25 protein-coding genes are annotated in these 24,451 nt (G+C 75.6%); 14 read left to right on the top strand and 11 right to left on the bottom strand.

The genetic code is table 11. The features are described from left to right. Nucleotides 1-43 precede the first annotated feature (43 nt). Nucleotides 44-511, bottom strand: coding sequence for a nuclear transport factor 2 family protein (locus tag ACQPX6_RS13295; protein WP_433787790.1), 468 nt, complete (start codon nucleotides 509-511; stop codon nucleotides 44-46). A 94-nt stretch (nucleotides 512-605) separates the two neighbouring features. Between ACQPX6_RS13295 and ACQPX6_RS13300 the strand changes: the two genes are divergently transcribed. From ACQPX6_RS13300 to ACQPX6_RS13325, 6 genes are all read left to right on the top strand, one after another. Further along, nucleotides 606-1,892, top strand: a complete 1,287-nt coding sequence (locus ACQPX6_RS13300; protein WP_433787791.1) for an alpha-hydroxy-acid oxidizing protein — start codon at nucleotides 606-608, stop codon at nucleotides 1,890-1,892. 19 nt (nucleotides 1,893-1,911) lie between these two features. Beyond that, a complete protein-coding gene (locus ACQPX6_RS13305; protein WP_433787792.1) occupies nucleotides 1,912-2,670 on the top strand; it encodes a histidine phosphatase family protein in 759 nt (252 codons plus the stop codon). A gap of 100 nt (nucleotides 2,671-2,770) precedes the next feature. After that, on the top strand, nucleotides 2,771-3,073 hold the full coding sequence (locus ACQPX6_RS13310) for a hypothetical protein (RefSeq protein ID WP_433787793.1): 303 nt from the start codon (nucleotides 2,771-2,773) through the stop codon (nucleotides 3,071-3,073). Beyond that, nucleotides 3,070-3,813, top strand: coding sequence for a DUF4383 domain-containing protein (locus ACQPX6_RS13315; RefSeq protein WP_433787794.1), 744 nt, complete (start codon nucleotides 3,070-3,072; stop codon nucleotides 3,811-3,813). Before ACQPX6_RS13310 ends, ACQPX6_RS13315 begins: the two co-directional genes overlap by 4 nt. A 58-nt stretch (nucleotides 3,814-3,871) precedes the next feature. Beyond that, nucleotides 3,872-4,687 carry an enoyl-CoA hydratase gene (locus tag ACQPX6_RS13320; RefSeq protein ID WP_433787795.1) on the top strand — a complete coding sequence of 272 codons (816 nt, stop codon included), beginning with the start codon at nucleotides 3,872-3,874 and terminating at the stop codon, nucleotides 4,685-4,687. Between the two features lie 32 nt (nucleotides 4,688-4,719). Then, on the top strand, nucleotides 4,720-5,121 hold the full coding sequence (locus tag ACQPX6_RS13325; RefSeq protein WP_433787796.1) for a VOC family protein: 402 nt from the start codon (nucleotides 4,720-4,722) through the stop codon (nucleotides 5,119-5,121). A gap of 88 nt (nucleotides 5,122-5,209) precedes the next feature. On the opposite strand, the gene ACQPX6_RS13330 is transcribed toward ACQPX6_RS13325, so the two are convergent. Further along, complete coding sequence (locus tag ACQPX6_RS13330; protein WP_433787797.1) at nucleotides 5,210-5,935, bottom strand: hypothetical protein; 726 nt, start codon at nucleotides 5,933-5,935, stop codon at nucleotides 5,210-5,212. A 169-nt stretch (nucleotides 5,936-6,104) separates the two neighbouring features. On the opposite strand from ACQPX6_RS13330, the gene ACQPX6_RS13335 reads away from it, so the two are divergent. The 3 genes from ACQPX6_RS13335 to ACQPX6_RS13345 are packed head-to-tail and all read left to right on the top strand — an operon-like array spanning nucleotide 6,105 to nucleotide 8,671. Continuing rightward, nucleotides 6,105-7,292, top strand: coding sequence for a sensor histidine kinase (locus tag ACQPX6_RS13335; protein ID WP_433787798.1), 1,188 nt, complete (start codon nucleotides 6,105-6,107; stop codon nucleotides 7,290-7,292). Then, nucleotides 7,289-7,957, top strand: coding sequence for a response regulator (locus ACQPX6_RS13340; protein ID WP_433787799.1), 669 nt, complete (start codon nucleotides 7,289-7,291; stop codon nucleotides 7,955-7,957). Before ACQPX6_RS13335 ends, ACQPX6_RS13340 begins: the two co-directional genes overlap by 4 nt. Before the next feature lie 57 nt (nucleotides 7,958-8,014). Beyond that, the gene (locus ACQPX6_RS13345) at nucleotides 8,015-8,671 is read left to right on the top strand and encodes a winged helix-turn-helix transcriptional regulator (RefSeq protein ID WP_433787800.1); all 657 of its coding nucleotides are present in this window, start codon (nucleotides 8,015-8,017) and stop codon (nucleotides 8,669-8,671) included. Nucleotides 8,672-8,683: 12 nt separating this feature from the next. Here the strand turns inward: ACQPX6_RS13345 and ACQPX6_RS13350 are convergent, their stop codons facing one another. Beyond that, nucleotides 8,684-9,400, bottom strand: a complete 717-nt coding sequence (locus ACQPX6_RS13350) for a TetR/AcrR family transcriptional regulator (RefSeq protein WP_433787801.1) — start codon at nucleotides 9,398-9,400, stop codon at nucleotides 8,684-8,686. A 50-nt stretch (nucleotides 9,401-9,450) separates the two neighbouring features. Between ACQPX6_RS13350 and ACQPX6_RS13355 the strand changes: the two genes are divergently transcribed. After that, nucleotides 9,451-10,899, top strand: a complete 1,449-nt coding sequence (locus tag ACQPX6_RS13355; protein WP_433787802.1) for an MFS transporter — start codon at nucleotides 9,451-9,453, stop codon at nucleotides 10,897-10,899. 3 nt (nucleotides 10,900-10,902) lie between these two features. On the opposite strand, the gene ACQPX6_RS13360 is transcribed toward ACQPX6_RS13355, so the two are convergent. Next, on the bottom strand, nucleotides 10,903-11,790 hold the full coding sequence (locus ACQPX6_RS13360; protein ID WP_433787803.1) for an enoyl-CoA hydratase-related protein: 888 nt from the start codon (nucleotides 11,788-11,790) through the stop codon (nucleotides 10,903-10,905). Between the two features lie 182 nt (nucleotides 11,791-11,972). Between ACQPX6_RS13360 and ACQPX6_RS13365 the strand changes: the two genes are divergently transcribed. Next, nucleotides 11,973-12,251 (top strand): hypothetical protein, encoded by a 279-nt coding sequence (locus ACQPX6_RS13365; RefSeq protein WP_433787804.1) that lies wholly within the window; start codon nucleotides 11,973-11,975, stop codon nucleotides 12,249-12,251. A gap of 128 nt (nucleotides 12,252-12,379) precedes the next feature. Here ACQPX6_RS13365 and ACQPX6_RS13370 read toward each other — a convergent pair whose 3' ends face one another. The 5 genes from ACQPX6_RS13370 to ACQPX6_RS13390 all read right to left on the bottom strand — a co-directional run bounded on the left by ACQPX6_RS13370 (nucleotide 12,380) and on the right by ACQPX6_RS13390 (nucleotide 20,452). Beyond that, nucleotides 12,380-18,046, bottom strand: a complete 5,667-nt coding sequence (locus ACQPX6_RS13370; protein WP_433787805.1) for a carboxyl transferase domain-containing protein — start codon at nucleotides 18,044-18,046, stop codon at nucleotides 12,380-12,382. 61 nt (nucleotides 18,047-18,107) lie between these two features. After that, complete coding sequence (locus ACQPX6_RS13375; RefSeq protein ID WP_433787806.1) at nucleotides 18,108-18,326, bottom strand: hypothetical protein; 219 nt, start codon at nucleotides 18,324-18,326, stop codon at nucleotides 18,108-18,110. Between the two features lie 10 nt (nucleotides 18,327-18,336). Beyond that, nucleotides 18,337-18,966, bottom strand: a complete 630-nt coding sequence (locus ACQPX6_RS13380) for a ferric reductase-like transmembrane domain-containing protein (protein ID WP_433787807.1) — start codon at nucleotides 18,964-18,966, stop codon at nucleotides 18,337-18,339. Next, entirely contained in the window at nucleotides 18,963-19,505 is a 543-nt protein-coding gene (locus ACQPX6_RS13385) for a hypothetical protein (protein WP_433787808.1), read from the bottom strand. Before ACQPX6_RS13385 ends, ACQPX6_RS13380 begins: the two co-directional genes overlap by 4 nt. A 17-nt stretch (nucleotides 19,506-19,522) precedes the next feature. Next, nucleotides 19,523-20,452: a nicotianamine synthase family protein gene (locus ACQPX6_RS13390; protein WP_433787809.1), complete on the bottom strand. Its 930-nt coding sequence runs from the start codon at nucleotides 20,450-20,452 to the stop codon at nucleotides 19,523-19,525. A gap of 85 nt (nucleotides 20,453-20,537) precedes the next feature. On the opposite strand from ACQPX6_RS13390, the gene ACQPX6_RS13395 reads away from it, so the two are divergent. Genes ACQPX6_RS13395 through ACQPX6_RS13405 form a run of 3 tightly spaced genes read left to right on the top strand, consistent with a single transcriptional unit; the run spans nucleotide 20,538 to nucleotide 22,617 of the window. Continuing rightward, the gene (locus tag ACQPX6_RS13395; RefSeq protein ID WP_433787810.1) at nucleotides 20,538-20,900 is read left to right on the top strand and encodes an ArsR/SmtB family transcription factor; all 363 of its coding nucleotides are present in this window, start codon (nucleotides 20,538-20,540) and stop codon (nucleotides 20,898-20,900) included. Nucleotides 20,901-20,939: 39 nt separating this feature from the next. Continuing rightward, nucleotides 20,940-22,052 carry an adenylate/guanylate cyclase domain-containing protein gene (locus tag ACQPX6_RS13400; protein WP_433787811.1) on the top strand — a complete coding sequence of 371 codons (1,113 nt, stop codon included), beginning with the start codon at nucleotides 20,940-20,942 and terminating at the stop codon, nucleotides 22,050-22,052. A gap of 43 nt (nucleotides 22,053-22,095) precedes the next feature. Beyond that, a complete protein-coding gene (locus tag ACQPX6_RS13405) occupies nucleotides 22,096-22,617 on the top strand; it encodes a VOC family protein (RefSeq protein ID WP_433787812.1) in 522 nt (173 codons plus the stop codon). 71 nt (nucleotides 22,618-22,688) lie between these two features. Here ACQPX6_RS13405 and ACQPX6_RS13410 read toward each other — a convergent pair whose 3' ends face one another. Both ACQPX6_RS13410 and ACQPX6_RS13415 read right to left on the bottom strand, forming a co-directional pair. Then, nucleotides 22,689-23,444 (bottom strand): SDR family NAD(P)-dependent oxidoreductase, encoded by a 756-nt coding sequence (locus ACQPX6_RS13410; protein ID WP_433787813.1) that lies wholly within the window; start codon nucleotides 23,442-23,444, stop codon nucleotides 22,689-22,691. Between the two features lie 35 nt (nucleotides 23,445-23,479). Next, nucleotides 23,480-24,388 (bottom strand): TIGR01777 family oxidoreductase, encoded by a 909-nt coding sequence (locus tag ACQPX6_RS13415; RefSeq protein WP_433787814.1) that lies wholly within the window; start codon nucleotides 24,386-24,388, stop codon nucleotides 23,480-23,482. Nucleotides 24,389-24,451 lie beyond the last annotated feature (63 nt).

A 24,451-nucleotide genomic window follows, 5' to 3' on the forward strand; every position in this document is an offset into this window, starting at 1 on the left:
GTGGCGGCCACGCTGGCGTTCAACGCCAGGAAAGCCCCCACGATCACCGCTGCGCGTGCGGGTAGCCCCGGCCCGCGTAGTCGAAGCCGCCGAGCTCGAGGCGGGCGTGGTCGGGCGCCTGGGGCGAGGCGTAGTAGGCGCGGATCTCGCTGATGAACCCGTCGCCGTCGAACTCGTACCACTCCGCCCCGCGCAGGATCACGCCCAGCGAGCCCTTGTGGTGGGTCCACTCGCACGCCGCCTGCCGGCGCGGCTCGTCGACGACGATCGCGTCCACGGTCCACGACGAGCCGCGCTCGCGCACCGCCGTCGCCCAGCGCTCGGCGATGACCCGCCCGCCGACCCAGGGTCCGTCGTACATGTCGGGCGGGAAGTAGTGCCGGGCGTCGTCCGTGAGGTGGGCGGCGATCGCGTCGGCGTCGCCCGCGGTGCAGGCGTCCATGTAGCCGCGGACCGTCGCCTCCAGCGCCGCCGCCGTCGTCCCCCCGATGGCCCCTGCCGCTGCGCTCACCGTGCTCCTCCCGACGACCCGTGTCCGCCGAGGATGCGGATTTCCTGACGTTGAGTGCAAGCGTGGCCGCCACGCTTGCACGAGGATGGCGCCCGTGAGCCAGAGCGGACGGGTGCGGCAGGACGAGGTCTACCGGGGCGGCATCACGGGGCGGCGCCCGGTCGTGCCCACCGCGTTCCCCGAGCTCGAGCGCCGCGCGCGCCGGGTGATGTCCCGCAAGGCCTGGGCCTACGTCGCCGGCGGCGCGGGCTGCGAGGAGAGCGTGCGCGCCAACCGCGACGCCTTCGGCCGCCACCAGGTCGTGCCGCGGGTGCTGCGCGGGGTGGGGGAGCGCGACACCTCGGTCGAGCTGTTCGGCCGGCGCCTCGACGCCCCCGTGCTGCTCGCGCCGATCGGGGCGCTCGACCTCGTCTCCGCCCAGGCCGACCTCGCCGTCGCCCACGGCGCCGGGCAGGCCGGGGTCCCGATGATCGTCTCCAACCAGGCCGGCCACCCCATGGAGCAGATCGCGCCGTACGCGACCGCCGGCTGGTGGTTCCAGCTCTACTGGTCGACCTCCGACGACCTCGTCGACAGCTTCCTCGCCCGCGCCGAGGCCGCCGGGGCCGGCGCCGTCGTCGTCACCCTCGACACGACGATGCTGGGCTGGCGTCCGCGCGACCTCGACCTCGGGCACCTGCCCTTCGCCCGCGGCCTGGGCATCGCGCAGTACACCTCGGACCCCGTGTTCGCCCGGCTCACCCGCGAGACGGCCGCGGGCCCGCCGCGCCCGACCCCCCGCCCGACGCCCGCGGCGGTGCGCACGCTGGTCGAGATCAGCCGCCACCACCCCGGCCGCTTCGTCGACAACCTGCGCTCGCCGCTGCCGCGCGCCGCGGTCGAGACGTTCCTGCGCGTCTACTCCCGGCCCACCCTGAGCTGGGACGACATCGCCACCGTGCGCTCGCGCACCCGCCTGCCGGTCGTGCTCAAGGGCGTCCTGCACGCCGGCGACGCCCGCCGCGCGCTCGACGCCGGGGTGGACGGGGTGCTGGTCAGCAACCACGGCGGCCGCCAGGTCGACGGATCGGTGGCGAGCCTCGACGCGCTGCCCGGCGTCGTCGACGCCGTCGGCGACCGCGTCCCGGTCCTGCTCGACTCCGGGGTGCGCAGCGGCGCCGACGTCGCCCGCGCGCTGGCGCTCGGGGCCCGCGCGGTGTGCCTCGGCCGGCCGTTCGCGTACGGGCTCGCGCTGGCCGGGGCGGCCGGCGTCGCCCAGGTGACCCGCGACGTCCTCGCCGAGCTCGACCTCACGCTCGCCCTCGCCGGCGCGCGCACGCCCGCCGACCTCGAGCTCGCGTCGTTCGCCGCTGCGGAACCCGCCGTGCACGCGACTCGGTGATCAGGTCAGGGTGGGCGGCATGAGCCGGGTGCTGCTGATCCGTCACGGCGAGACGCACGGCTACTTCGACGACGTCGGGCTCACCGAGCACGGCGAGGACCAGTGCCGCGCCAAGGGCGACGCGCTGGCCGCCGAGCTGCCCGCGGGCGCCCGCGTCGACCTGGTGCACGCCCCCACGGCACGCGCCACGGCGACGGCGCGGATGCTGCGCGACGTGCTCGCCGAGCGCCGCGACGACCTCGCGCTGGGCGAGCCCCGGCCCGACGGGCGCTTCGACAGCCTGCAGTTCCTCCACGAGGGCGCGGCCCGCGAGTCGTCGGGGGTGGCGGCGCACCGGCTGCGCTACTCCCCGAACGGCGCGCCGACCCCCGACTGGGTGCGTGCATACGACCGCTTCGACACCGACTACGGCGCCGCCTCCCGCCTCGGCGGGCCCATCGACCGGTGGATGGACCTCGTCGGCCTGCACTTCGAGCCCCCGCAGGTCATCGCCTACCGCGCCTGGGCCGGCATCCGGGCCCTCGACACCGCCGACGCCGCGGCGGTCACCCTGGTCGCCTCCCACTCCGCGCTCCTGCGCGGGTTCGCCGCCGCCGCGCTGGGCCACGACCCGGGCGAGCCGCGGAACCTCGAGCACGTCGAGGTCGTCGTCGACGGGCCCCGGGCCGCCGTCGCCTTCCGCGGCGAGCGGGTCGACGTCGAGGTGCCCACCGCGCTGCCGCCGTGGCTCAACCCGGCCTACCTCGACGACGGGACGCGGGCCGCCCTGCCCTGGTGAGGCCGCCGACGCGGGGCCGAGGCCGGGACGTGACGTTTCGGTCGCCGGTGGCGCGCCTATGCCCCGGGGTCACACCCGACTTCCCCCGGGAGCCCCCGCCATGTCCCTCGCCGACACCCTCGCCCGCTGGCGGGCCCGTCTGACCGGGGAGCGGGGACCCGTCGGGCCCTCGCCCACCTCCGATCCCTCGGAGTCCGACGCCGGGCACGACCCCCGCACGGCCGCGTCCCGCGTGGCCGGCGGCGAGCACCCCGAGCACGAGGGCGACCAGGGCGCGGTGACCGGTACGGGCGACACCGACACGTTCGTCGGCCGCGCCGCCGGCCGCGACCTCGGCTACGTCGGCGAGACCGGCGCCGAGGCCCGCCGCGAGGCCGAGCGCGAGGCGGAGGGGCAGCGATGAGCGAGCAGCAGGACGACCAGCAGGACCGATCGCGGGTGGCCAGCGCCCTGCACCCCGACCACAAGGTGATGTGGGTGCACCGCGTCGGCGCGATCGTGGTCGCCGTCGTCATCGCCGCGTTCGGCGTGCTCGGCTTCGTCGGCGGGCTCTCGTTCTTCGACACCGAGGGCGCGCCGGTCGCCGGCCTGTCGACCAACGGGGCGCTGTCGACGATCTCCCTGGTCACCGCGGTGGTCCTCGTCGTCGCGGCGATCCGGGGCGGGCGGCTCTCGTCCACCGTCATGGTGGTGATCGGGGTGGCGTTCCTGGTCTCGGCGTTCGTCAACCTCGCGCTGATCGGCACCGCGTACAACCTGCTGGCGTTCCGCCTGCCCAACGTCTTCTTCTCGATCGGCGCGGGGCTCGTGCTGCTGTTCACCGGCGCCTACGGGCGGTTCGCCTCGAAGCTCCCCGACGACAACCCCTACCGCCAGGAGCGCGGCGCCGACGACGAGGAGCCCGAGGACGCGCACCGCCAGCCCCGGCCCTCGACGCGCGCCGAGGCCGACGCCGACGCGGCGATGGCCGAGGCCGCCCGGGCCCACGCCCAGGGCGCGTCCGATGACGACCAGCGCCGCCGGCTCGCGGCCATGGACTCCGCGCGCACCCACGAGGAGCGCCGCGAGATCTGGATGCGCTTCGACCGCGACGGCGCCGAGGGCGACGGCACGGGACCGTCGCGCGGCCGGGCGCTGGCCTGACCGTCCCCGCTCCGCCCGCGGCCTGGCCCGCGGCTGCCGGGGATGGTGGACTGGGTCCATGACCGTGAGTGCCCCGTCCGCCACCCCCGTCGAGCCCGCGCCCGCGGCCGTGCGGATCGAGGTCGAGGGCGCGACCGCGGTGCTCACGCTGGCCAATCCCCGCCGGCGCAACGCCCTGTCGGTGGCCACGATGCGCGAGCTGCACGCCGCGCTCACCGACGTGTCCGGACGCGACGGGGTGCGCGTGATCGTGCTGCGCGCCGAGGGCCCGGCGTTCTCGGCCGGCCACGACCTCTCCGAGATGGTCGACCGCACGCTCGACGAGGAGCGCGAGGTCTTCGCCGTCTGCACCGAGCTGATGACCCTGGTGCACCGCGTGCCCCAGCCCGTCATCGCGGCGGTGCAGGGCGTGGCCGTCGCCGCCGGCTGCCAGCTCGTCGCCACCTGCGACCTGGCCGTCGCCGCCGAGAACGCGGTGTTCGGGACGCCCGGGGTGAAGATCGGGCTGTTCTGCTCCACGCCGATGGTGGCGGTGACGCGGGCGATCGGGCGCAAGCGCGCGATGCAGCTCCTGCTCACCGGCGAGACCATCGGCGCGGCCACGGCCGCCGAGTGGGGGCTGGTCAACCAGGTCGTCCCCGCCGACGAGCTCGACACCACCGTGCGCGCGCTCGCGGAGAAGGTCGCCGACGCGAGCGCGGTGACGCTGCGCATCGGCAAGGAGGCGTTCTACCGCCAGGTGGACCTGCCCGAGGACGCGGCCTACGAGCAGATGAGCGACACGATGGCGACCAACGCGATGACGTGCGACGCCCAGGAGGGCATGTCGGCCTTCCTGGCCAAGCGCGCCCCGCAGTGGCAGCACCGCGAGTGACCGACACCCCCCAGGGCAAAGGAGCCCCCTCCATGGCCTTCCCCGGCCTCCAGCACATCGCGATCACCGTGTCCGACCTCGAGCGCAGCACCCAGTGGTACAGCCGCCTCTTCGGCGCCGACCCCGTGCTCGACGAGGACGAGGAGGGCGGCCAGTTCCACCACACGGTGTTCGCGCTCGACGGCGGGAACCTCTTCGGGCTGCACACCCACCAGGGCCGCGAGTCGGGCGACCCCGCCGACGAGCACCGCACGGGCGTCGACCACATCAGCTTCGGGCTGAACGGCACCGCCGAGCTCGAGCAGTGGCGTGACCGTCTCGACGAGTTGGGCATCAGCCACGGCGGCATCAAGAAGGCGCACTACGGCTCCGGGGTGTCGTTCCGCGACCCCGACAACATCGCCCTCGAGTTCTTCATCGCGCCCGGCACCTGAGCCGCGAGCGCGCCCACGAGACGAACGAACGGCGAGTTCGCTGCTTCCGGTGCAGCGAACTCGCCGTTCGTTCGTCCAGGGGCGGGCGTCAGGCGGCGGCGACCTCCTCGCGGCGGACGCGGGCCGAGGCGCGCTGGAGCAGCCGGACGCCGACGAGGATCATCGGCGCGGAGCTGACGAACATCCCGACCAGGATCGCGCCGGGCAGCGGCACGAAGAAGCCGGCGAAGCCGACGACCGGGGCGGCCAGGAGCCACCAGCTCACGACGCCGGCCCGGGCGAGGGCGGCGATCACCAGCGGGATGCCGACGAAGCCCACGAACTGCCCGGTGAGCTGCCAGCTCGTCACCCACGGGTCGCCCCAGACGCCCTCGGTCAGCGCCGCGGCCGCGTCGAGGGGCAGGGCGCGGGCGACGGCGCCGGTGAACCAGTCGCTGAGCAGCAGCCCGGAGAGCTGGATCGCCGAGAGGGACGCGAGGATCGCCGCGACGGGCACGAACACCCGGCCGCGCCGGCCCCGGACCAGCCCGATCGTCGCGAGGACGCCGAGCGCGAAGGCCACCCACGAGTAGTGCAGGAGGCCGGCCGAGAGCCCGGTGAGCGCCGGGTCCGCGCCGAGGCTCGCCACGTAGTCCGTCGTCGCGTCGGACGCCTGTGGCGGGGACGTCGCGATCCCGGCCGTGAACAACACCGGGAACGCGATCAGGGCGAGGCCGGCGGCGGTGCGGGTGATCGCCGGGGCGCCCTGCTCGCCGGCGTCGGTGGCGCGGTGCGCGGTGGCGATGACGGTGGTGGGGTCGGAGGTGATGCTCATCGTGGCTCCTCGTGCTCGTCGTTGCTCCGTCTGAGCGATGACGGAAGGTTATGGAGCGCCACTACGATCACGGATCGTGTCTGCGGCCCGTCCTGGTCCTCCGCCGGTCCACCCCGGGTCCTCCCGTGGGAGGACCCCCGGGGCGCCGTGGCCGCCTAGGGTCCGCGCGGTGCGCCCGATCGCCGTCCGGCTCCTGGTGGCCCTCGCGGGCGCCGGCCTGGTCACGGCTGCGTGCCTGGTCGAGGCGCTGACCTACCGCGACCAGGCGCTCGGGCCGGTGCTGCTGCCCATGGCGCTGCTGATCGCCGGGGCGGGCGTCGCGCCCTTCGTGCCGGCCCTCGGCGTGGTGGCCGCGGTGATCAGCTTCCCGGTGCAGGTCTTCCTCGTCCCCGACTCGCCGGGCATCGGCGGCACCGCGCTGGTCACGATGATGGTGCTGATCGCGTACGGGGCGCGGCACCTGCGCACGCGGTGGAGCGCCCTCGGCGCGGCGCTTGCGGCCCTGAGCGCGGCGGCCTCGATCGTCGTCGACGGGGAGTCCCTGTTCGAGTTCGTCTTCTTCGCCGCGACGATGGGCGGGGCGTGGCTGGTCGGCTGGCTGCTGCGCCGCGAGGCCCGGCGCGGCGCGGAGCTGCGCGACCTCGCCGCCGCCCTGGCCGCCGAGCGCGAGCGCAGCGGGCGCCTCGCCGTCGCCGAGGAGCGCGGCCGGCTCTCCCGCGAGCTCCACGACGCCGTCGCGCACACGGTCAGCGTGATGACCCTGCAGGTCGGTGTGGTCCGTCGGCGCCTGCAGGACACCGAGGAGGGCGAGGTGCTGCGCTCGGTCGAGGAGCTCGGGCGGCGCTCGGTCGACGAGCTGCGCCGCGTCGTCGGCGCCCTGCGCACCGACACCGACGGGTCGGGGACGCTCGACCCGCCCCCGTCGCTCGACCGCCTCGACGACCTCGTCGCCGAGCTCGGCCGCGTCGGGCTGGCCGTCACCGTGCGCCGCGAGGGCGAGGCGCGCGCCCTCGCGCCCGCCACCGACACGTCGGCCTACCGGATCGCGGCCGAGGCCCTGACCAACGTCCTGCGCCACGCGGGCGTCGCCGAGGCCGAGGTCGTGGTGGTCCACGGGCGCGAGTCCGTCGGCCTCTCCGTGCTCGACCGGGGCCGCGGCCCGGCGCCGACGTCCGCCCGCGACGCCGACGACCCCGGCGGCCACGGCCTGCTCCACCTGCGCGAGCGGGCGGTGCTCGTCGGCGGCACGCTGGAGGCCGGACCGCGCGAGGGAGGAGGATTCCGCGTGCACGCCGAGCTGCCGGCGACCCCGCTGCCCGCCCCGGCCCGCTCCACCGAGCCGGCGACCGCCCCGTGACCGCCCCCGTCCGCGTCGTCCTCGCCGACGACGAGCTGCTCGTGCGCGCGGGGCTGCGGATGCTGCTCTCCGGCGAGCCCGACCTCGTCGTGGCCGGCGAGGCGGGCGACGGCCGGACGGCGGTCAGCGTGGCGCTCTCCAGCCGCGCCGACGTCGTCCTCATGGACGTGCGCATGCCCGGGCTCGACGGCATCGGGGCCGCCCGGGCCCTCGCCGAGGCCGGCTCGCCCGCGCGCGTGCTCGTGCTGACCACGCTCGACGAGGACCAGATCCTCGAGGCCGCCCTGCGCGCCGGGGTGGCCGGCTTCCTGCTCAAGACCGCACCGCCTGAGCAGATGCTCGACGCCGTGCGCCGGGTCGCCGCCGGGCAGGGCGCGCTCGACCCGTCGGTGGTGCCGCGGGTGGTCGCCGCCGTCGCCCGCGGTCGCCCGCGGCCCGCGCCGCCGCCCGCGCTCGCCGCGCTGACCGCCCGCGAGGGTGAGGTGCTCGCCGAGGTCGCGCGCGGGCTCTCGAACGCCGAGGTCGCGGCGCGCCTGCACCTGGGGGAGACGACGGTGAAGACCCACCTCGGGCGGGTGCTCGACAAGCTCGGCCTGCCCGACCGGCCGCGGCTCATCGCGTGGGCGTGGAAGCACGGGGTGGTGTCGGCCGAGCACGGATCGTGATGGTCCTACTCTGCTACTCGGAAGGTCGGAAGACGTATCCGGTGGTAACGTGCCGGTATGGCTGCACGACGGGACTACTTCGACGGCTGCGGTGCGGCCCACGCGCTCGACCTGGTCGGCGAGCGCTGGGCGCTGCTGGTGGTGCGCGAGCTGGTGCTGGGGCCGAAGCGGTTCACCGACCTGCGCACGGGCCTCCCGCACGCCAGCCCCAACGTCCTGTCCCAGCGTCTGCGTGAGCTGGAGGACGCGGGCGTCCTGCGCCGTCGGCGCCTGCCCCCGCCCGCGGCCTCCGCGGTCTACGAGCTCACCGAGTGGGGGCAGGAGCTCGAGCCCGTGCTTCAGTCGCTCGGGCGCTGGGCCGCGCGCTCGCTGCCCGAGTCCGACGGCATCAAGGTCGACTCCTTCATCCTGTCGCTGCGCACGATGTTCGCCCCCGAGCGGGCGGCGGACGCCGACGTGACGCTGCAGCTCGTGCTCGACGACCAGCCGTTCCGCGTGCACCTCGCCCACGGCGCGCTCGAGATCGAGCGCGGCGAGCTGCCGGGCGCGGCCGCCACCGTGCGCTGCTCGCCGACCCTGCTCGCCGGGATCGTCTACCAGGGGGTGTCGGTGGCCGACGCCCAGGCGGACGGCTCGCTCGTCCTCACCGGTGACCCCGCGGCGCTCGAGGCCCTGGTCGGCAGCGTGCAGCTGCCCGAGCCCCTGCCCGCCTGACACGCCGGTACGTCAGCGCCGGTCGAGCCCGTCGACCAGCAGCCCGAGCGTGAAGTCGAACCGGTCGTGGCCCTCGCCGGCCGTGAGCTCGGCGGCGTGGCGTGTGGTGTGCGGGAACGTCCCGGCGGGCAGGGCGGAGAGTCGGCGGTGCAGCTCGACGCGGTCGAGCACCCAGGCGGCGTCCTCGTGCGTCGACCGCTGCCGCGCGATCGCGAGCTCGAGGCAGTAGGCCGACACGTAGAGCAGGAGGGCGTCGATGGCCCACGCCGCGACCTGCGGGGCGACGCCGCCGGCGAGCAGGATCGCCAGCATCCCCTCGTTGACGCGCACGATCTCGAGGTCGGTGGGGACCATCGCCAGCGCGGCGCGCGAGATCCCCGGATACGCCAGGTACCGGTCGCGGAGCTGGGCGCACACCCCGCAGATCTGCTCCCGCCACGTCGCGGGATCGGGCTCGGGCAGCACCAGCGCGGCGCAGAGCCGCCCGATGAGCAGCTCGTCGAGGTCGGCCTTGTTGACCACGTGCGCGTAGAGCGAGGCGGGGCCGGTGTCGAGCGCGGTGGCCACCCGCCGCATCGTCAGGGCCTCGTACCCCTCGGTGGCGACGAGCTCCAGCGCGGCGTCGACGACCCGGTCGACGGTGATCGGGGTCGTCCGACGCGGCCGGGTATCGACGTCGGCCGGGCTCGGTGGCCGGTGGCGCGCCTCCCGACGCTCGCGCGGGTTCACCGCACCACCCTAGCTTGACGGGAACAGCGTTCGTCCGTAGAACGGCGTTCGTGTCCACCACCGACCACCCCACCTCCCTGCGCGAGGCCTGGGTCGCCCTGTCCGGGCTCTCCGCGGTGTTCCTCGTCGAGATGCTCGACACCTCGGTCCTCACCGTCGCGCTGCCCACCATCGGCCGCGACCTCGAGGCCTCGACCGTCGCGCTGCAGTGGGTGACCGGCGCGTACGGGGTGGTGTTCGGCGGGTCGATGCTCGTGTTCGGCGCCGTCGCGGACCGGTTCGGCCGCCGACGGGTCATGCTCGCCGGGCTCGTGCTGCTGGGCTCCGCGAGCCTGGCCACCGCGTTCGTCACGACCGCGGCGGAGCTCATCGCCGTCCGGGCCGTCATGGGCGTCGCGGCCGCGATGACCACGCCGGGGTCGATCGCGCTGGCCTTCCGGCTGTTCGCCGACGACGGCCTGCGCGTCCGCGCGACCACGCTCATCTCGACGGTGGGCCTCGTCGGGCTCGCCGTCGGGCCGACGGCGGGCGGCCTCGTCCTCGCCGTCGCCCCGTGGCAGGTCCTGCTGCTGGTCAACGTGCCGATCGCCGTGCTCGCGATCGTCGGCGTGCGCCGGGGCATCGCCGCCGACCGCGACGACGACCTCCACCGCGACCCCGTGGAGGTGCTCGGCGCGGCGCTGGGCACCGCGACGATCGTGCTCGCCCTCGTCGCCCCCACCCTGTTCGTCGACCGGGGCGCCGGGTCGTGGGCGCCCTGGGCGGCCACCGGGGCCGCGGTCGTCGGCGCGATCGGGTTCGTCCGGCGCGAGCGGACGGCGCGCCGCCCGTTGCTCGACCTCGCGCTCGTCGCCCGGCCCCTGGTCTCGGGCGGGCTGGCCTACAAGGCCGCCGCCGGGCTGGCGACCGCCGGCCTCGGCTACGTCGTGACCCTGCAGCTGCAGCTGGAGTGGGGCTGGTCGCCGGCCGCGGCGGCGCTCGGGATGCTGCCGCAGGTCGTGGTGCTCCTCGCCGCCGGTCCGTTCGTCCACCCCTACGTCGCGCGGGTCGGCTTCGGGCGGGCCGCCTGGTCCGGCGCGGTGGCCATCGTCGTCGGGCTCGGCGTCTACACGGTGTTCGGCACCCACGGCTACGCGGGCGTGGCGGTCGCCCTCGTACTCGTGGCCGCCGGGCTGCGGATCTCCGGCGTCGTCGCCGCGGTGAACGTCCTGCGCGGGCTCCCGGAGAACCGGACGTCGATCGGGGCGGCGCTCGTCGACACCGCCACCGAGGTCTCCTCCGGTGCGGGCCTCGCGGTGGCGGGCACCGTCCTCGCGGCGGTGTTCACCGGCACGATCGCGACCCAGCCGTGGAGCGCGTCGCAGGTCGTCGAGTTCCGCGAGGCCGTCACGATCGCGGGCGGCGTGCTCACCGTCGCCGCCGCCGTGTTCGTCGGGTGGGCGATGCTCCGCACGCGCGGCGTCGCGGACGACCGGGCGAGCGCCCCGACCGCCGGGTGACCCTCACGGCCGCGCCGGCCACGCCGGCACGAGGTCGGTGTGGTCGCGGGTGCGGCGCAGCGGGAACGCCGGCGCCCGCTTCTCGAGGAACGCCGTGACGCCCTCCGCGGCGTCGGCGTCGCGGCCGAGCTCGACCACCGCCCGCGAGTCCAGCGCGTGCGCCTCCCACGGCGACGACGCCGAGAGCATCGACCACATCATCTTCCGGGTCGCCGCCACCGACACCGCCGAGGTGTTCTCGGCGACCTCGCGGGCGAGCGTGTACGCGGCGTCGAGCAGGTCCTCGTCGGGCAGCACGCGCGAGACCAGGCCGCCCTCGAGGGCCTCGCGGGCGTCGAACACCCGCCCGGTCATCGCCCACTCCATCGCCCGCGCGATGCCCACGACGCGCGGCAGGAACCAGCTCGACGCGGCCTCGGGCACGATGCCCCGGCGGGCGAAGACGAACCCGAAGCGGGCCGACGCGCCGGCGAGGCGCACGTCCATCGGCAGCGTCATCGTCGCGCCGACGCCCACCGCCGGGCCGTTGATCGCCCCGATCACGGGCACCTGCAGGGCGGCGAAGCGCAGGGCCACCACGCCGCCGCGGTCACGCCCAACCCCGCCGACCTCGCCGTAGCGCGCGGCCTTGTCGCGGCCGCGGTCGTCGAACGTGCTGCCGCCCTCGCCCAGGTCCGCCCCCGCGCAGAACGCGCGCCCGCGCCCGGTGACCACGAGCGCGCGGACCGCGTCGTCGGCGTCGATCGCGTCGCACGCCGCCACGAGCTCGTCGCACATCCGGCCGGTGAAGGCGTTCATGCGCGCCTCGCGGTCGAGCACGACCGTGGCCACGCCGTCGGTCACCGAGTAGTCGATCTCTGCGTAGTCGATCTCCGGGCTGTCGTCGGTCACGTCCGGCACCCTCCCGGCCCCGGACGGCAACGGTCAACGGTGACCGTCCGTGTGCAACGAGCTGGTCTCGGCGCGGCGGGGGGCGTGGACAGGCCCCGTCCGGGGTACCAATGTCTGATTCACGGGTCGACGCCGTCGTCGCCCGTCACACCACCCGGCGCCCCGGCGCCCGAGGAGGACCCGTGACCGTCATTAGCCCCGATCCCGCCATCACGCCCGAGGCCGGGCTGCCGGACGGTCCCGCGGAGGTCGTGGTCACGGTGCCGGAGGGGCCGGGGCGCGTCGCCGCGGCCACCCTGAGCTGCCGGCTGCACGCGGTGATCGGCGGTGCGGGCGCGGCGGCCCCGCTCACGGTCGTCGTCGCGGCGGGGGAGCGGGCCGACGACCCCGACCTCGCGCGCGTGCTGGCCTGCGCCCGCGAGAGCGCCGTCAGCCGCGGCCTGGGCTTCGAGGTGCGCTAGCACGCCATGGCCTTCGTCCACGGGCACGCGCGCGAGACGGGGTGGGTGGTCAGCCACTACCGCCGTCCCCAGCGCGCCGGGGACGACCAGCTCGACCTCGAGCTGCCCGCGCCCCGGCGCGACGACGATCAGCCCGGCGACGAGGGCGGCGAGACCTCCGGAGTCGACCCCGACCCGGACAGCGTGCGCTCCATCCCGCGCCGCACGGCGTCGACGAGGTAGGGACGCAGCCGGGCGGGCGGGACGATCGCGTGCACCGACCCCATCTCCTGCGCGCGGGCGATGGAGTGCTGCGTGTCGAACTCGTCGGCGATCTCGCCGAGCTTCTCCGAACGCACCCCGGGGCGCACCGCGACCAGCTCCTCGCGCAGCTCGGCGACGTCCTCGCCGCGCTCGAGGCCCTCGCCGATGCGGCTCTCGAGGTCGGCGACGCGCGGGTCCGCGGCCGTGCGCTTCGCGACCTCGCCGGCGAACACGACCGCGGCCGCCGGGGCGCCGCCGATCACCGAGGCGTAGGAGCCCTCGACGGCGGCCACCTCCATGCCGTCGTTGAGCGTCCCGGAGAACACGACGAAGGCGCCGCCGTGGTACCGCGAGACGACGCAGAACACGATCGGGCCGTCGAAGTTGACCACCGCCCGGCCGATCTCCGCGCCGTACTCCAGCTGGATGCCGCGCAGCGACTCCGGTGAGCCGTCGAAGCCCGAGAGGTTGGCCAGCACGACCACCGGCCGGTTGCCGCTCGCGGCGTTGATCGCCCGCGCGGTCTTCTTCGACGAGCGCGGGAACAGCGTGCCCGCCGTCCACTGCGACGGGCCGTCGACCGGCGGCGGGCCGTGGCGGGGCAAGGGCTTCGACTCGATGCCGATGAGCTCGACGGGGTGCCCGCCCAGGTGCGCGTCGAGCACGACGACCGACTCGGCGGCCTGCATGTCGGCCCAGCGCTCGAGGGTGGGGTGGTCGGTGTCGGCGACGCCCCGCATGAGCGAGCGGATGTCGAAGGGCTTCTTGCGCTCGGCGTTGACGGCGGGGTCGAAGATCTCGCCGACGCGGGTGAACCCGTCGCCGTGGTGCGGGGCGTCGCGCACGTCGCGGTCGACCGGGTCGCTCGTCGGTGCCGGCCGGGGGAAGCGCTCGCCGGGCACGACGTAGGTGTGGGCGTAGTGCTCGAGCAGCAGGTCGACGGCGCCCGAGAGGTCCGGCGCCCAGTACTGGGCCTCGCCGTTCGGGCCCATGATCCGGTCGTAGCCGCCGATGCCGTAGTTGTCCTCGGCCGACACCCCGCCGGAGTAGTCGAGCGACTGCTTGCCGGTGAGCACCATCGCCGAGTCCGGGGTCATCACGAGGATGCCGCGGGTGTGCATCAGCATCGTGGACTCGGCGTTCCAGTAGGGCTGGGCGCCGACGTTGATGCCGGTGACGACGACGTTGATCTCCCCGCCGTCCTGGGTGAACAGGATGATCGCCCGCAGGACCCGGGAGATCCAGTCCATGTTCTCGGTGCCGGAGTCCATGGCGATCTTGGCGCCGGCCGACACCGCGTACCACTCGACGGGCACCCGGTGCTCGCGGGCGAGGTCGATCGCGGCGAGCACCCGGCGGCACTCGGGCTCCGCGATGGCCCCCAGCGCGCGCGTCGGGTCGCCCAGCAGCACGACGCGGGTCAGGCCCTCGGGCTGGCGCCGCGTGGTGGTGGTGACCATGCCGAGCACGATGTTGGCGGTGTTCGACCCGGGCGCGCGGTCGACCGGCACCGGGCGCAGGTCGGTCGGGTCGAGGTCGTACTCGGTGAACGTGCCCGGGTCGCCGTCCGGGTCGGGGTTGCGGGTGACCAGCGAGACCAGCTCGTAGGGGTACAGCGCGCCACGGCGGGCCGCCTTGATCACCTTCTGCGTGTAGGCGTCGAGCTCGCCCATCGGGTGGCTCGGCCACTCGGTGACCCGCAGGGTCAGCCCCGCACCCGGCGGGCGGCTCATCCGCAGCACCCACTCCCGGGTGCCGGGCCCGGTGCCGTCGGGCGTCCGGAACCGCACCATGACCTGCTCGATCCCCAGGCTCTCGGTGCGCGGGGCGAGGGTGCGCACGATGCCGTCGAGCTCGGTCAGCGGCACCTCGACCACCGGCCACACGTAGAGCAGCACGCGGTTCCAGGCCAGCCGGCCCAGGTCGGCGTCGGCGGCCCGGGCGGAGCGCAGGCTGTCGAGCGCGGCGTCGAGCACGGCCTCCACCTGCGGCAGGGCCCGGATGCGCCCGGTGTCGTCGCGCAGGACGGTGAGGTCGCGGACGTCGCCGGTGACGATCAGCCGGCGGTCCTCGGGGACGTTGCGGCCGCGGGCGTCGAACAGGTGGACGTCGGTGGCCGACGGCAGGCGGGTGAGCTCGAAGTCGCGCAGCCGCCAGAGGCCGAGCCGCTCGGCGACCATGGGGTGCAGGCCGCGCAGGGTGCGGTCCTCGCGCGCCGAACCGTCGTCGGCGCGGCGGAACGTGAACCAGCTCGTGGTCCCGCTGCCCTCGTCGATGGTCCCGCGGACGCCGACGGTCACGCGGCCGACCGCGGCCGGGACCGTGCCGATCGCCTCGCGGATCCTCTCCGCGCGGTCGTCGGGCCCGTCGGGCGCCTCGGAGCCCCGCGGGGACGTGACGTAGAGGTCGATGAGCACCGTGTCGCCCGCAGGCAGCGACCCGACGAGCCGGTGCAGGTCGGTCGACACCGTGTCCGGGGCGGTGGTCGCGCCCTCGGGCTCGTCGACCGTGGCCACCGTGGCGACGACGACGTAGGAGTGGTCGTCGTGGCGGTAGCGGGCGGTGAGCAGGGGGCGCCCGTCGTGCTGGTCGACCCGCACGTCGCCGAGGTCGCGGATGAGCCCGTAGTACCGCCGGGTCATCACCTCGAGCATCACCGCGTGGTGGCGCTCGGCGAACACCCCGAGGATCGGCTCGCCCGACGCGACGATCTCGTCGATCTGCGCCGCGCGGGCGGCGGGGTCGTCGGAGAGGTCGTCGAGCTCGGCGCGCACCCGGTCCTGCACCCGGGCGCGCTCGGACTCGATCAGCGGCGCGTCGAAGCAGCGGAAGCGCACCTGCCGGGCGAGGTCGCCGATCTGCGGCTGGCGCACCTGGGTGGCGGCGACGAGGTGGTCCAGCACGGCGCGGAACGCCGCGCCCTCGTGGTCGGGCAGGCCGGTGTGGTGCAGCCGGGCGCGCAGCAGGGCCGCGACGACGGGCTGGTGGGCGCCGGAGCGCCGGTGCGCCAGGAACATCCGGTAGAGCGCCGGGCCGAGCACCTCCGGGCTGCCGGTGAGGTCGGTGACCCCGTAGTGCGCCAGCGCCCGGCGCAGCTTGAGCAGGAACGACTCGGGCAGCACCTCGGCGTCGGGATCCCGCGAGCGCAGGTAGGCGTGCAGGTACTCCTGCGGGTTGCGCACCGCCTCCTCGTCCACGGCGGTGTCGTCGACCTCGACACCGCCCTCGAGGCGCCGGTTGCGCGAGAGCGCGGCGAGGTCGGCGACGATGCGCAGGATGCCGATCTCGTCGTCGAGGATGTCCGGGTCCTCGGGCGGCAGCTCCTCGCGCGCCCGGTCCAGGGCCTCGAGCAGCGGGTGCGTCTCGCGCTCGTCGACGTCGTAGCCCAGCACCAGCGCGCGCAGCCCCGCCAGCGCCTCGCGGGCCCGCGTGTGGGCGTCGCGGGCCTCGGCCGCGGGCCCCGCCACCAGGGGCGCGAGGCTCACGCGGGCGCCGCCACCGCCCGCGGCGGGGTCGTCGACGTCGGGCTCGAGGCGCACCAGCCGGGTGCCGCCCTCGACCTGGGTGTTGGCGTCCACCAGCACCTCGGCGACCCGCCCGGACACCGGCGCCCGCAGTGCGGTCTCCAGCTTCATGCTCTCCACGACGGCGACCGTGTCGCCCTCGCTGACGGTGTCGCCGGGGGAGACGGGCACGGCCACGACCATGGCCGGCGCGGGCGCGCGCACGAGCCCGGCCTCGCCGCCGGCGATGCGGTGCACGGCCCCGTCGACCTCGACGAGGTAGTCCGAGCCCTGGGTCACCGAGAGCACGCCGAAGGTGTGCCCGCCGACCGTGAGGCGACGCTCGAAGCGGCCGGAGCGCTCGACCACCACGTCCACGCCGGTGTCGCCGTCGAGCACCACCCGGTAGTGCGACGGCTGCGTCCGGGCCACGCGCAGGCGGTAGGACTCGCCGACGACGCGGACGTCGACCTGGTGCCAGACCTCGTGCCCGACCTCGGGACGGCCGCGCTCGGCGGAGAGGAACAGCCGCCCCTGCTGCCGGAACTCGTGCGCCTCGTGGGCCTCGACGGCGGCGGCCAGCAGCGCGACGTCGACCCGGCGCGGCGGGGTGTAGCCGTCGGCCATCATCGTGTCGAGCCACGTGGTGTCCGCGGTGCCGTGGGCGACCTCGGGGCGGGTGAGCAGGTCGAGCAGGAACGCCTTGTTGGTGGTGCCGCCCTCGACGACCACGGCGGTCTGCCGGATCGCGCGGGACAGGCGCGCGCGGGCCTCGTCGCGCGTGCGGCCCCAGGCGATCACCTTGGCGATCATCGAGTCGTACTGCGGCGGGATGACGTCCCCGGCGGCCACGCCGGTGTCGACGCGGATGCCCGGGCCGGCGGGCAGCACCAGGTGGCGGATCGCGCCGGGCGCCGGGGCGAACCCGCGCTCGGGGTCCTCGGCGGTGAGCCGGGCCTCGATGGCGTGCCCGGAGGCCGGTGGTGCGATGGGGTCGGCCATCACCTCGGGGCCCAGGACCTCGTCCAGCGTCCCGCCCATGGCCACGTGCAGCTGGAGCTTGACCACGTCGACGCCGGTGACGGCCTCGGTCACCGGGTGCTCGACCTGCAGCCGGGTGTTGACCTCCATGAACGACAGGACGTCCTGGGCGGGGTCGTAGAGGAACTCGACCGTGCCGGCGTTGACGTACCCGGCGGCGCGGGCGAGGTCGGCGGCGCTGCGGCGCAGCAGCCGGTCGCGCTCGACGTCGAGCGCGGTGGACGCCGACTCCTCGAGGACCTTCTGGTTGCGCCGCTGCACGCTGCAGTCGCGCACGCCCAGGGTGACGACGCCGCCGTGCTCGTCGGCCACCACCTGCACCTCGACGTGGCGCCCGCCGCGCACCGCGCCCTCGAGGAAGACCGTGCCGTCACCGGCGGTGCGCGACCCCTCGGCCGACGCGCGCGTGAAGGCGTCGTCGAGGTCCTCGGGACGGGCCACGAAGCGGATGCCGCGCCCCCCGCCGCCCGCGGTGGCCTTGACCATGAGCGGGAAGCCGATCTTCTCGGCCGCCGTGCGCGCGGCCTCGGTGTCGGCCACCGGGCCGCCGCTCCACGGGGCCATCGGCACGCCCACGCCCTCGGCGATGCGCTTGGACTCGATCTTGTCACCGAGCCGGCGCATCGTCGCCGAGCCCGGCCCGACGAACGTGATGCCCAGGCGCTCGCACAGCTCGGCGAACTCGGCGCGCTCGGAGACGAACCCCCAGCCCGGCCACACGGCGTCGGCGCGGACCGCGACCAGCGCGCGCTCGAGCTCGGCGAGGTCGAGGTAGGGCACGGGGCCCATGTCGTCGGGGTCGTCGGGCCCGATGAGCACGGCCTCGTCGGCCTCGCGCACCGCCATCGCGTGGCGGTCGACCGCGGTGTGCACCGCGATGGTGCGGATCTCCGGGAGCACGCCCTCGTGCTCGGCGTTCCACTCCCGGACGGCGTTGATCAGGCGCATCGCGGGCTCGCCGCGGTTGACGATCGCGAGACGTCGGAACGGACGGGGCGGCGCGCTCACGGTCCGGACCCTAACCGCGACCGGGCGTCACGCGGATCCTCCGCGGGACCCGGGCGTCCGTTCAGACGCGCGAGGAGGGCCGGAAGCTCAGGACGCCGGGGACGTGGCCGACGCGGCCCGTCGTCACCGGGGCCGCCACGTCCCGGTCCTCCGCGTGCAACGCCCGGAGGATCTCGGTGACCGTGCGCCGCTGCGCGCCCTGGCCGTCCCGGGCGCCGTCATGGGCCGTGCCCCGCGCCGGCGGGGCGACGAGGGCGGCGAAGATCGGCGTGGGCTCCACCGCGGCGACGCTAGCCGCGCAGCCCGCCGCCCGACCGGACGCGCCCACCATCGGGCGGGGTCGCGTCACCCGCCGGGGGAGGGGCGCGCAGGACCCGGACCAGGCGCACCACCGCGCCCACGGCGCCGAGGCCGCCGAGCACGAGCAGCACCGGCGTGCCCCACCCGTCGAGGGCGCCCTGGATGAGCAGCGCGTGCCCGACGCCGAGGACGACGACGAGCGCGGCGAGGCTGCCGTGCACGAACCGCCACGTCGCCGGCGACCACCGCAGCCGGCGGCGCAGCACCCCGAGCAGCGTGACGACGCCCAGCAGCAGCGTGGCGATCAGCGCCATCCGCGCCCGCGTCGGGCCGTCGGGCGACATCGAGTAGAGGGCGTCGTCGGGGTCCTCGACGAGCAGCGCGACGACGTGCAGGACGACGAGCACCGCGACGATCGCGCCGACCCGCACGTGCACCCCGACCCGGCGCCGCGTGAGCCACGGCTGGACCGCGAGCGCCGCCACCGCGAGGCAGGCGGCCACCGTCGACACGACCAGCAGCACCGGGGCGCCGGCCAGGTGGGGGCCCGCGAGGGCGAGGCCGACCAGCGCGACGGCCCCGAGCGCCGCCACCCCGACGAGCACGCGCACGAGGCTCACGAGCGTGGCACCAGCGTCAGGTCGACGACGGCGAGGGTGTCGGCGCTGTCGATCACGTTGCGCAGGAACACCGAGCGCCAGGGGTCGTCGACATCGTGGGCGACGTGCACGTTGGGCTCGCCGAACTGTGCCACCGCCGGGTCGCTGTCCACGCGGTAGCGCCCGTCGGGGCCGGTGAGCACCGTGGTGCGGTTCTCGCGCTCGCTGCCCCCCGCGGTCTGCAACCACACCTGCACCGGGACGCCGGGCAGCGGTCGGCACGCCGTGTCCCGCACGACGCCGGTGATCACCAGGCCGCGGCCCAGGGGCACGTCGTACGGGGCGTCCGCGCGGTAGTTGTTGCGCCCGCCCGGGTTGGTGATCGACGGAGCGCACGCGGTGCCGGGCGCCGCGGCGACCGGGAGGTCCGAGACGCTGCCGACGTCGCGGGCGCCCGTCCCGGACTCGTCCGAGCGCCAGAGGAGCGCGGCGATCATCGCGACGAGCAGCAGCACGGCGGTGACGGCGACGGGGTGCGGGCGGGTGCGCGGGGCGGGCACCGGCACAGCGTGCCTCCTCAGCCCGGGACGCGGGCGAGCACCACCGAGTTGACGACGTCGGTGTGCGGGTGCAGGACGGCGACGGGGTCGAGCCCGCCGAGGCCGGCGTCCCCGCTCCCGCCGACCTCGAGCACCGGGTAGAGCAGGGTGCGCAGCGAGTGGGCGCTGCGGGCGAGCACCATCGCGCCGGGCCGCATCCGGGCGCGGACGTGCGCCAGCGCCGCCGCCTTGTCCTCGGGCGCCAGGCCGACCAGCGCGGCGAGGCAGACGAGGTCGTAGCCGCCCAGGTCGCCGAGCCCGAGCACGTCGCCCTCGGTCACCGCGACGTCGTCGCCGAGCGCGCGGGCGAGCGCGCCGCCCAGGGCGACGGCCTCGGGGTCGACGTCGACGGCGTCCACCGCGACGCCGTGGCGCGCGAGCAGCAGCGCCGAGAGCGGCAGCGGCCCGGAGCCGACGAACAGCGCCCGCCGCGGCGGGGCCGGCGCGTGCCCGGCGACCGCGTGGAACTCCATGCGGGTGAGGTCCCGGTAGTTCTGCAGGTAAGGGAACCCCGCGAGCGCGGACGCGGGATCGTCCGCCGCGAGCACCCGGCGGGCCCAGCACCGCTCGAGCGCGTACTCGCCCGCCGCGCAGCGGGCCCGCAGGTCGGGCAGGCGCTCGCGCACCCGCGGGTCGGCGAGCACCGCGGCCACCACCGCCGCCGGGCGCCGTGCGACGGCCAGGGCGACCAGGCGGGTGAACAGGTCGTCGGTGTGCGGGCCCGGTTCGAGGGACGGCGCGGCGACGAGGGCGTCGTGCAGGGCGAGGACCTCGGCCACCAGCGCCGCGTGCTCGCTGCCGGTGCCGTCGTGGCCGCAGGCGCGCACGGGCAGGCGGGTGGTCAGGTCACGGCCGTGCGCCCCGCGCGACGCGGCACGGGCGTGCGTCTGCTCGAACGGTCTGCTCATCTCGGGTGGTCCTCCACCGGGGCCGGGCGCCGTCGTGCGTGCGGCCATTCGGCCACGTCCACCCATGGTGGCACAATACGTAAGCGTGTGCGCACACGACGACGTCAGAGGGGACGGGGACTGGTCGCGCCTCCCGTCCGACGCGAACGTCGACGTCGCGGTCGAGGGGCTGCGGATGCTCGCCGACCCCACTCGCCTGCGCATGCTCTGGCTGCTCTGCGGCGCCGAGCTGGACGTCTCCACGCTGGCCGCGCGCCTCGGCGCCACGCGCCCCGCGATCTCGCAGCACCTGGCCAAGCTGCGGCTCGCCGGCCTCGTCACCCAGCGCCGCGCCGGGCGCCACGTCCTGTCCCGGGCGCGCGACCACCACATCGCCGAACTGCTCGACGTCCTCGTCCACGACGCGGATCACCGCCGTGCCCTGGGCCGCCACCCACCCGCGTCCTGATCCGCCGTGCGGCCCAGTGCCCCCGTAGGGTCCGGCGCCGTGGGGGGAGACGCCGACGGCCCGCTGGGCGACGTGCTGACCGCGCTGGCGGAGAGCCGGGCCGCGGCCCAGGTGGTCGACGCCGACGGCCGGCTGGCGTGGGTGTCCGAGCAGATGCTGCTGCTCGCCGGGGCCGACGCCGACACCGACGTCGGCCTCGGACACCACGTCGACGAGGTGCTCGAGCGCCCGGTGTGGCGCGAGCTGCTCACGGCCGGCTCGGTCGAGACCCTGCGCGCCGAGCTGCACCCCCGCCTCGCCGACCCGGAGACGACGCCGCTGTGGGTCCTCGCGCTCGACCTGCAGGTCGGCGCCCGCCGACGCGCGGTGGGCCTGCTCGGGGTCGCGCTGCGCCACCCCGACGGGTCGCCGATGGGCGCGGTGCTGGTCTACGCCCCGCTGCTGCCGGCCCGCGTCCTCGCGCTCGTCTCCGAGGGCGACGAGGAGATGTTCACGCGCATGGCCGACCTGTCGGCGCCGGCCCAGCGCCCGGCCGCGGTGCTCTTCGCCGACATCGACGGCTCGGGCCCGCTGTCGCGGCGCCTGCCCACGCCCGTCTACTTCGAGCTGATCCGCGGAGTCACCACCGCGTTCGACGCCCTCGTCGCGCGCCACGGCGGCATCGTCGGCAAGCACGCCGGCGACGGGGCCAGCGCCTACTTCCTGCGCGAGACCCACGGCTCCGACGCGGCCGCGGCGCTCGCCGCGCTGCGCACGGTGCAGGAGCTGGCGGACGCGATCGCGGGCGTGATCGCCGACCTCGCCGACACCGGGGTCGAGCTGCGCCCGGAGGACTGCCGCATGAACGTGGGCGCGCACTGGGGCGCCGACCTGTTCATCGGGCAGGTCGTCACCGGCGGCCGGCTGGAGGTCACGGCGCTGGGCGACGAGGTCAACGAGTGCGCGCGCGTCGAGCAGGTGGCCACGGGCGGCCAGCAGCTGGTCACCAAGACGCTCGTCGAGCGCCTGGACGACGAGGCCGCCGAGACGCTGGGCCTGCGGCCGCGCAGCATGACCTACCGCCTGCTCGGCGACCTCACCGACGGCGCCGACCACGCCGGCGGCAAGGCCGAGCGCGACGCGGGGACGCTCGCCGTGCACGACCTGCGCTGACGTGGGGGCGACGGGTCGCCCGCGCGTGGCTACGGTGACTCCCGTGAGCGCGGACAAGTCATCGTTGATCAGCGACGAGGAGCGCGAGCGGCTGACCGCCGAGCGCGACCGGATCCGCGAGGAGTTCCTGTTCTCCCGGGAGCACCGCCCGCCGTCGACCGGCAAGGGCATCCACCACACGGCGCTGATCTGCCGCGACGTGCGCACCACCGTGGAGTGGTACCAGAACGTGGCCGGCTTCCCGGTCACCGTGCTGTTCGAGAACCGCGACCTCGCGGGCTCGACGCACTTCTTCTTCGACGTCGGCAACGGCAACTGCCTGGCGTTCTTCGACCTGCCCGGCGTCGACCCCGGCCCGTACGACGAGGTGCGCGGCGGGCTGCACCACCTCGCGATCTCGGTGCCGGGCACCCAGTGGTACGGGATCAAGAGCCGCCTCGACGAGCGCGGGATCGAGTACATGCTCGAGTCCGACGTCTCGATCTACACGCGCGACCCCGACGGCGCCCGCATCGAGTTCATCCAGGACCCGCTGGGCGAGATGTACGGCGAGGAGACCGTGTAGGTGCCTTCGGCACGTGAGCACTTCTCGGTGCTGGAGCACCGAGAAGTGCACACATGCGCGAAGCGCACCTCTCAGATGGTGAGGCCGCCGTCGACGGCGACGGTCGCGCCGGTCATGAAGGCGCTGTCGTCCGAGGCCAGGTAGAGCACGGTCCGGGCGATCTCCGCGGGCGTCGCGTGGCGGTGCAGGGGGATCAGCTCGTCGAAGGCGGCCGCGGCGTCCTGCTGGGACGCGCCGGTCGCGCGCATCTCGATGCTGTCCTGGAACGCCGTCGACGTCGGTCCCGGGTGCAGGGAGTTGACGCGGATGCGCCGCGGGGCGAGCTCCTTCGCGGCCGCCCGCATCACCCCGACCTGGGCGTGCTTGGCCGCGATGTACCCGCTGATCCCGGCGAAGCCCATGAGCCCGACGACGCTGGAGGTGATGATCACGCTGGCGCCCTCGCCGAGGTGCGGGCTCGCGTGCTTGACCACGTGGAAGGCGCCCAGCGCGTGCACCTGCAGCGTGCGGGCGAACTCGTCCGAGGGGTAGTCCTCGAGGGGCGCGACCGCCCCGGTGTTGCCGGCGTTGCTGAAGACGACGTCGAGGCGGCCGTACCGCTCGACCGCCGCCCCGATCGCGTCGCGCACCGCGTCCTCGTCGGTGACGTCCGCGACCGTCCAGCTCGCACGCTGCTCGCCGAGCTCGACCGCGGCCTGCTCCAGCCCGTCCCCGTCGAGCCCGACGAGGTGGACCTTCGCGCCCTCGTCGACCATGGCGGTCGCGGACGCGCGACCGATCCCGCTCTCCCCGCCGGTGACGAGGGCGATCTTCCCGTCCAGACGCATCTCCGTACTCCTCCGTGGTGTCGTTCGGTGGGTGATCAGGCGGCGACGATGTCCCGGACGGCGCCGGTGATCTCGGGATGGGCGAAGTCGAAGCCGTGGGCGAGCGCCCGCCGGGGCACGAGGCGGTGGCTGTGCAGGAGCAGCTCGCTGGCCCCGCCGAGGGCCTCGGCGACGCGGTCCGCGGGGACCTGGTCCTGCCACGGGACGCCGAGCGCCTCGCCGATCGCCCGGGCCAGCTCGGCGTGCCGTGCGGGCTGCGGGGCCACGGCGTTGACGACCCCGCGGTAGGCGGGGTCGGTGAGCGCCTCGACGAGCAGCCCGACGACGTCGCTGAGGTGGATCCAGGGCAGCCACTGCCGGCCGCTGCCGAGCACCACCCCGTGGCCGGCGTCGAAGGGCTGTCGCAGCACGGGGAAGCCTCCGCCGTCCCCTCCGAGGACCAGCCCGATCCGCATGATGGCCACCCGCGCCGGCCCCCCGGCGGCGCGGGCGGCCACGGCCTCCCACTCGGCGTCGATGTCGCCGAGGACGAGCTCGCGGCTGGCGGGCAGGTCCTCGTCGAGCTCCTGCTCGCCGCCGTCCCCGCAGACGGGGTAACCGCTCGCGCTGACCAGCACGGGGTCCGCGACCCCCGTCCGGGCCAGCGCGTCCACGATCCGCTCCGTCGTCCCGATGCGGCTCGAGCGCATGGCGTCGACGAACTCCGTCGTCCAGGGCTGCTCGAAGGCGTTCCGCCCGGCGAGGTTCAGCACCCGGCCGGCCTCGGTGACGGCCTGCTCGAGCTCGTCCCCGACCCCGATCCAGCGCCACTGCGGGTGCTGGTCGCGCGCCTGCTCCGGCGTCCGGGAGACGCCGACGACCTCCCACCCGAGCCGGTGCAGCACGCGGCACGCGTGGCCGCCGATCCAGCCGTTCGCGCCGGTCACCACGACCTGGTTGCTCATCGCCGTCTCCCCTCGGTGGCACCGCTCCGCTCGGGAGAAGCCTCGCCGAGCGGCGGGGGAGGG

Origin of the sequence: Actinomycetospora sp. CA-101289, from assembly GCF_050955895.1 — a bacterium.
In the GTDB taxonomy this organism is placed as follows: domain Bacteria; phylum Actinomycetota; class Actinomycetes; order Mycobacteriales; family Pseudonocardiaceae; genus Actinomycetospora.

Bases quoted from the DNA above. Each gene is read 5' to 3' on its own strand.
- ACQPX6_RS13305 (WP_433787792.1), top strand. From the start codon at position 1,912: ATGAGCCGGGTGCTGCTGATCCGTCACGGCGAGACGCACGGCTACTTC.
- ACQPX6_RS13310 (WP_433787793.1), top strand. From the start codon at position 2,771: ATGTCCCTCGCCGACACCCTCGCCCGCTGGCGGGCCCGTCTGACCGGG.
- ACQPX6_RS13315 (WP_433787794.1), top strand. From the start codon at position 3,070: ATGAGCGAGCAGCAGGACGACCAGCAGGACCGATCGCGGGTGGCCAGC.
- ACQPX6_RS13320 (WP_433787795.1), top strand. From the start codon at position 3,872: ATGACCGTGAGTGCCCCGTCCGCCACCCCCGTCGAGCCCGCGCCCGCG.
- ACQPX6_RS13325 (WP_433787796.1), top strand. From the start codon at position 4,720: ATGGCCTTCCCCGGCCTCCAGCACATCGCGATCACCGTGTCCGACCTC.
- ACQPX6_RS13330 (WP_433787797.1), bottom strand. From the start codon at position 5,935: ATGAGCATCACCTCCGACCCCACCACCGTCATCGCCACCGCGCACCGC.
- ACQPX6_RS13345 (WP_433787800.1), top strand. From the start codon at position 8,015: ATGGCTGCACGACGGGACTACTTCGACGGCTGCGGTGCGGCCCACGCG.
- ACQPX6_RS13390 (WP_433787809.1), bottom strand. From the start codon at position 20,452: ATGAGCAGACCGTTCGAGCAGACGCACGCCCGTGCCGCGTCGCGCGGG.
- ACQPX6_RS13410 (WP_433787813.1), bottom strand. From the start codon at position 23,444: ATGCGTCTGGACGGGAAGATCGCCCTCGTCACCGGCGGGGAGAGCGGG.
- ACQPX6_RS13415 (WP_433787814.1), bottom strand. From the start codon at position 24,388: ATGAGCAACCAGGTCGTGGTGACCGGCGCGAACGGCTGGATCGGCGGC.